This window comes from Thermosynechococcus sp. OHK43, assembly GCF_014466085.1.
In the GTDB taxonomy this organism is placed as follows: domain Bacteria; phylum Cyanobacteriota; class Cyanobacteriia; order Thermosynechococcales; family Thermosynechococcaceae; genus Thermosynechococcus.
In genome coordinates, this window is sequence record NZ_JACOMP010000049.1 from 1 (window position 1) to 6,006 (window position 6,006).

6 protein-coding genes and 1 tRNA gene are annotated in these 6,006 nt (G+C 55.2%); 5 read left to right on the forward strand and 2 right to left on the reverse strand.

Annotated features, from left to right (window positions below; all coding sequences use genetic code 11):
• On the reverse strand, positions 1-559 hold a 559-nt coding region (locus H8Q75_RS02220), incomplete at its 3' end, for an FtsQ-type POTRA domain-containing protein (RefSeq protein WP_297040111.1).
• 127 nt (positions 560-686) lie between these two features.
• Here H8Q75_RS02220 and H8Q75_RS02225 point away from each other — a divergent pair.
• Together H8Q75_RS02225 and hisB are read left to right on the forward strand one after the other, a co-directional pair.
• Positions 687-1,295, forward strand: a complete 609-nt coding sequence (locus H8Q75_RS02225) for a hypothetical protein (RefSeq protein ID WP_024125605.1) — start codon at positions 687-689, stop codon at positions 1,293-1,295.
• Positions 1,296-1,301: 6 nt separating this feature from the next.
• Positions 1,302-1,934 carry an imidazoleglycerol-phosphate dehydratase HisB gene (hisB, locus tag H8Q75_RS02230; RefSeq protein ID WP_024125604.1) on the forward strand — a complete coding sequence of 211 codons (633 nt, stop codon included), beginning with the start codon at positions 1,302-1,304 and terminating at the stop codon, positions 1,932-1,934.
• Here the strand turns inward: hisB and H8Q75_RS02235 are convergent.
• Complete coding sequence (locus tag H8Q75_RS02235; protein ID WP_024125603.1) at positions 1,931-2,752, reverse strand: pentapeptide repeat-containing protein; 822 nt, start codon at positions 2,750-2,752, stop codon at positions 1,931-1,933. The genes hisB and H8Q75_RS02235 overlap by 4 nt on opposite strands.
• A 128-nt stretch (positions 2,753-2,880) precedes the next feature.
• On the opposite strand from H8Q75_RS02235, the gene ftsH3 reads away from it, so the two are divergent.
• From ftsH3 to menD, 3 genes are all read left to right on the forward strand, one after another.
• The gene (gene ftsH3 / locus H8Q75_RS02240) at positions 2,881-4,719 is read left to right on the forward strand and encodes an ATP-dependent zinc metalloprotease FtsH3 (RefSeq protein ID WP_024125602.1); all 1,839 of its coding nucleotides are present in this window, start codon (positions 2,881-2,883) and stop codon (positions 4,717-4,719) included.
• Between the two features lie 55 nt (positions 4,720-4,774).
• Positions 4,775-4,845: transfer RNA gene (locus tag H8Q75_RS02245), tRNA-Gly, on the forward strand.
• A gap of 152 nt (positions 4,846-4,997) precedes the next feature.
• A partial coding sequence (menD, locus tag H8Q75_RS02250; protein WP_297040123.1) for a 2-succinyl-5-enolpyruvyl-6-hydroxy-3-cyclohexene-1-carboxylic-acid synthase occupies positions 4,998-6,006 on the forward strand: 1,009 nt, incomplete at its 3' end.

A 6,006-nucleotide genomic window follows, 5' to 3' on the forward strand; every position in this document is an offset into this window, starting at 1 on the left:
CAAAATACCCCTGCAACTGGAGGGTCGGCATTGACTTTACGGCACTGGCTTGATAACTACTCAGCGGCGCAACAAATCCGAGGCCATCCACCAACCAGCGACTGGCAGGCCCTTGAAGCCGACCCGTTTCACTCATCACCCAGCATTGATTACAGGTGGCAACGGCGACAGGCTTGCGTTCTTGAACTTCAACAATCAGGGTGGGCGGAAAGAGTTGGCGGGCGATCGTCACTCGTTGCAGAGGCAGCGTGGTCTCTAGGACATGAATGATCTCCTGTGGCCGCAAACGGAGCAGCGACTCAGGATACTGAAGGGGCAATTGTGCCTGCAACGCTTCCCTCTTCAGCAGTTGATTGCCACGAATCACCACTTGCTCAGGGCCGCGGATGATCCAGTACGGCAGCGTCAGTCCCCAGACTAGCCCTCCCGTTAGGGTCAAAAGAACACTGGTACGCCAAAGCCCTGCCAGTTGGCGCCAGCGGCGTTTACTTTGCAGCTGGCGGCGCCGTTCACGAATAGCATCATGGGCAGTTGTCCCCTGAGGGGTGGGATTTACCATGGCCACGGCCCTAGTGTTGAGGAAAATTGGAACCTATGATCCTGCACGGGCTGTCATTACTTGGTGATAAGATACGCCATGTTGATTGTCCGCTGAACTGCCTCTATCTTAGTAAAGGCTTTACACCATGCCTCTGAATACACTTCCTCGTTGGTCAAGACCATCCCTGCTCCTTGGGGTGCTACTGCTAGGGGGACTGCCTCGGGCGGTATTTGCCCAGAATCAGTCTAATCGCCCCGATGTCCAGATTGTGAATCCCACACCCCCACCCAGCCTTTCAATCTATACCCTTGAAGGGGGCAAGCGCTTGATAGATGAGGCTGCCGCCGCAGTCAATAACCAAAATTATGCCGTCGCCGCTCGCAAGCTACTGGAGGCGCGTACGGCGATGAACCAACTTTCGAACTTTTATCAGTCCCTCAACTCTAGCTTTTTGGGAATTGATAATACTGCGGCAGACAGTAACCGTCGCCGTGCCCTAGAAGCAGCACAACTGCGCGATCAAGCGACTTTTCAACTGGCGTTGGTCTATCGCGCCAATAACCAACCCGAGCTTGCAGTGCCCCTTTTAGTGGAAATTATCCGGAGCCAAAACCCCACCCGTGAACTGGGACAAAAAGCCTATCAGCAATTGCTAGAATTAGGTTTTGTGGATGTGCCCTTTCCGCGTACGGGGGCAATTCCTTCGGCAACCTCGCCACCAGCCACCCCTACTAATCCCCAACCGCGTCAGTAATTCTTCATGAATGATTCTCTCCTCAGTAATGGCCACGCACCTCCGTTGCGCCAAGCCACGGTCGATCGCCAGACTAAAGAAACCAAGGTTCACATTGAACTTACCCTTGATGGCCATGGTCTAGCGGACAATCACACGGGGATTCCCTTCTTGGATCACATGCTGGATCAGCTTTGCACCCACGGCCTTGTGGATTTGCGGGTGCAGGCCAGTGGAGATACCCATATTGACGACCACCACACCAATGAGGATGTGGGCATTACCTTGGGGATGGCTTTGGATCAAGCCTTGGGCGATCGCCGCGGAATTCATCGTTTTGGCCACTTTGTGGCGCCCCTTGATGAAAGCTTAGTGGAAGTTGCCCTAGACTTTTCGGGACGTCCCCACCTTAACTATGGGTTACAGATTCCGACGCAGCGGGTTGGCACCTATGATACGCAACTGGTGCGGGAATTTTTTGTGGCCTTGGTGAATCACAGCCGCATGACGCTGCATATCCGCCAATTGGACGGCATTAACTCCCACCACATTATTGAAGCGACATTCAAAGCCTTTGCCCGTGCCCTGCGGATGGCGATCGCCCTTGACCCGCGCCGCACTCAGCAAATTCCCAGTTCTAAGGGTGTGATCCAAGCCTAGGTGTGGACGTGTCCGTCGGGCATAATGGCTCCTGTGAGGCGTGCCCCGGTTAGTTTGACGAGTAGACGATTGCCTTGACTCATCTTTGCTCCCCGCAGATCGGCACCCCGCAGATCGGCACCACTCAAGTCAGCACCAATGAGATTGGCCCCTTGGAGGTCAGCATAGCTGAGATCCGCCTGCAGCAAATTGGCGCGGAAGAGATTGGCATGGCGCAGGTTGGCGCGGTGGAGAATCACCCGATGCAAAAAGGCATCACTGAGATCGGCATGGCTGAGATTGGCATGGCTGAGGTTACGGCCTTCAAAGTCCTTTTCACTGAGGTTGGCCCCCTGTAAATTGACCCCCGACATATCCTTATGGGGTGGCGTCGTGCGGGGTGGCTCTGGGGGCGGCGGGGCAGCAGTCCGTTGGCGTTGATAGGTGCTGTAGGTGGGGTTGTGGTGTTGAGCATAGCTGTGCTGTGTAGCTTGCTGCGGCCCATGGGTTCCATGATAGCTGCGATAGGTGTAGGGATTTGACTGATAGTGCGGCGGCGGTGAGTGGGGGGGAGGCGAAGCGCGATAGGCCTGCCGCTGGCTAGCAGCTCGCTGGGAGCTTTGCCTCCCCTGTCGGGCAATATGCTGTCGCAGTTGATCCCGTGCTTCATTAAACTGCTTAATCTTCTCCTGTGCCTTCTCGATTAGCCGTGTGTTGTCCTTGGGGATACGATCGGGATGCCAAATAAACACCAAATCCCGATAAGCTCGGTTGACCTCCTCTAGGGTTGCCCCCGGCTCCAACTCCAGTACCCGGTAGCAGGTGTCTAAATCGAGCATTTTCTGACGGCTTATCATGGATATTGATGATCTTAACCACGGGACTGCTCACCTAGGGTTGCGAAAGAATGCGTTAGTATGAACTTATGTAAAGACTTTTCAGTTTTCCTAGCGGAGGATGGCGATCGGTGAATAAACAATGGCGAAACGCAGGTTTATACGTGCTTCTGGCAATCGTGGTGCTGGCCTTGGCCACGGCCTTCTTTGATCGCCAACCCACGACCAAACAAACATGGCCCTACAGTGAGTTCATTCAACAGGTCGAAAGTAAGCAAATCACCAAAGTCAGTATCACCCCTGATCGCTCTCAAGCTCAAGCGATTACCCAAGATGGCACGCGAGTTCTGGTGAATCTTCCCAATGACCCCGAACTCCTCGACATTCTCACAAGCAACAATGTGGACATTGCTGTTTTGCCGCAAAGCAATGATGGCTTCTGGTTCCGCGCCCTCAGCAGCTTGTTCGTTCCCATTGGCCTCTTGGTACTGCTCTTTTTCCTGTTGCGGCGTGCCCAAGCGGGTCCTGGCAACCAAGCGATGAATTTCGGTAAGTCGCGGGCCCGGGTACAGATGGAGCCCCAAACCCAAGTGACATTTAATGATGTGGCCGGGATTGATCAGGCCAAGCTGGAACTGGGGGAAGTGGTGGAATTCCTTAAGTATGCCGATCGCTTTACGGAAGTCGGTGCCAAAATTCCCAAGGGTGTCTTGCTGGTGGGGCCGCCAGGAACAGGTAAAACCCTCCTTGCCCGTGCCGTTGCCGGTGAGGCAGGTGTTCCCTTCTTCTCAATTTCGGGTTCTGAGTTTGTGGAAATGTTTGTTGGGGTGGGTGCCTCACGGGTGCGCGACCTCTTTGAACAGGCCAAAGCCAATGCCCCCTGTATCGTTTTTATTGATGAGATTGATGCCGTTGGTCGCCAGCGCGGTGCCGGCCTAGGGGGTGGCAATGATGAACGGGAGCAAACCCTCAACCAACTGCTGACGGAAATGGATGGCTTTGAGGGGAATACGGGCATTATTATTATTGCCGCGACCAACCGTCCAGATGTTTTGGATGCAGCGCTGTTGCGTCCCGGTCGTTTTGACCGTCAAGTGGTGGTGGATCGCCCCGATTACAAAGGTCGGCTTGATATTCTCAAAGTCCATGCCCGCGGCAAAACCCTCGCTAAGGATGTGGATCTCGATAAAATTGCACGCCGTACGCCCGGCTTTACGGGTGCGGATCTCTCGAACCTGCTCAATGAAGCCGCCATTCTTGCGGCTCGCCGTAACCTCACCGAGATCTCAATGGATGAGATTAACGATGCCATTGATCGCGTCCTCGCAGGGCCTGAGAAAAAAGACCGCGTCATGAGCGATCGCCGCAAGAAGTTAGTCGCCTACCATGAGGCGGGTCATGCCCTTGTGGGTGCCCTGATGCCGGACTACGATCCTGTGCAAAAAGTGAGCATCATTCCGCGGGGGCGGGCAGGGGGGCTAACTTGGTTTACCCCCAACGAAGATCAGATGGATTCGGGTCTCTATAGCCGTGCCTACCTACAAAACCAAATGGCCGTTGCCCTTGGGGGTCGCATTGCTGAGGAAATTGTCTTTGGCGAGGATGAGGTGACAACGGGTGCTTCAAACGATCTGCAACAGGTGGCGCGGGTGGCACGGCAAATGGTTACCCGCTTTGGGATGAGCGATCGCCTAGGGCCTGTGGCTTTGGGACGGCAAACGGGGAATGTCTTCCTGGGCCGCGACATTATGGCGGAACGGGACTTCTCTGAGGAAACCGCTGCCACCATTGATGACGAAGTGCGCAACCTAGTGGAGCAGGCCTATCGCCGTGCCAAAGAGGTACTGGTGAACAACCGCCACGTCCTTGACCAAATTGCCCAAGTGCTCATTGAAAAAGAGACGATCGATGCTGAGGAACTCCAAAGCATCTTGGATCGTAACGACGTCAAGATGGCAACGATTCCCTAGGATGGTCCTTTGCGATCGCCCCAAGGGTCGTGCTAATGTAGTATTCCCTGGGGCTGCGGGCATGGTTTAATGGTAAAACCCTAGCCTTCCAAGCTAGAGACGCGGGTTCGATTCCCGCTGCCCGCTTAGGACTCAAAACCCCCAAAACCAAGCTATTGAGGGCATTTCAGAGATTCTGAGAGCTCTCTGAGGGTCTCAAATTTCAAACTGGATTTAGAACTCTATGGCCTAGGGCTCAGCCCCGTAGGCTAGGACAGTACTTCTGGATGGATGGATGGATGATTCTCACTGAAAATCTGAATGTCCTCTGGGCCAGTGTCCTCTTTGAAACCCTCTACCGTTTGGGACTGCGGACAGTGGTTCTCTCGCCGGGATCGCGTTCTGGACCGTTGGCGATCGCGGCGGCTGCCCATCCCCATCTTGAGGCTGTGCCGATTCTTGATGAACGCTCGGCGGCTTTTTTTGCCCTTGGCCTTGTTCAACAGCAGGGGCGACCGGTTGCCCTTGTCTGCACTTCAGGCACTGCCGCTGCCAATTTCTACCCGGCCATTATTGAAGCAAGCCTCAGTCATTTACCGCTAATTGTGCTGACTGCCGATCGCCCCCCCGAATTGCGCTTTTGCCAAGCGGGGCAAGCCATTGATCAGGTGCATCTCTATGGTCATGCAGTACGTCACTATCGCGAAGTGAGTCTGCCGGAACTCCCCCTGCTGCCCTACCTACGGCAAACCCTCTGCCATAGCTGGCAAACTGCCCTCTGGCCGGATCCGGGGCCAGTACATTTGAATATTCCTCTACGGGATCCCCTTGACCTGCGCTCTGAGGCCAATTTTCATGGGGTACTTCCAAAAGGCTTCTTTGATCAGGTGCAGCCCTTTGTACCGCCTCGGGTTGTCACCTCTCTCCCTTGGCAAACATGGCAACAGATACAGCGGGGGTTGATTATTGCGGGGCCCAGTCATGGGGTGGATCCTCTGGCGGAAGCTGCCGCGATTGATCGCCTGAGTCGCTTTCTTCAGTGGCCGGTGCTTGCCGATGCCCTCTCTTCGGCGCGGGGACTGCCCCACGGGATTAGCCATTACGATCTGCTGCTGCGAGATGCCCACCTTCGGGAATATCTGCGTCCTGAAGGGGTGATTCAACTGGGACCGCTGCCCACCAGTAAAGCCCTGCGGGAATGGCTGAGTGCCTGCGATCCCCTGATTTGGTGCCTTGACCCCACGGGCGACAACAACAATCCCCTCCATGGCCGCTGTCAGATGTTGGCGATCGCCCCCCAAGCGGTGG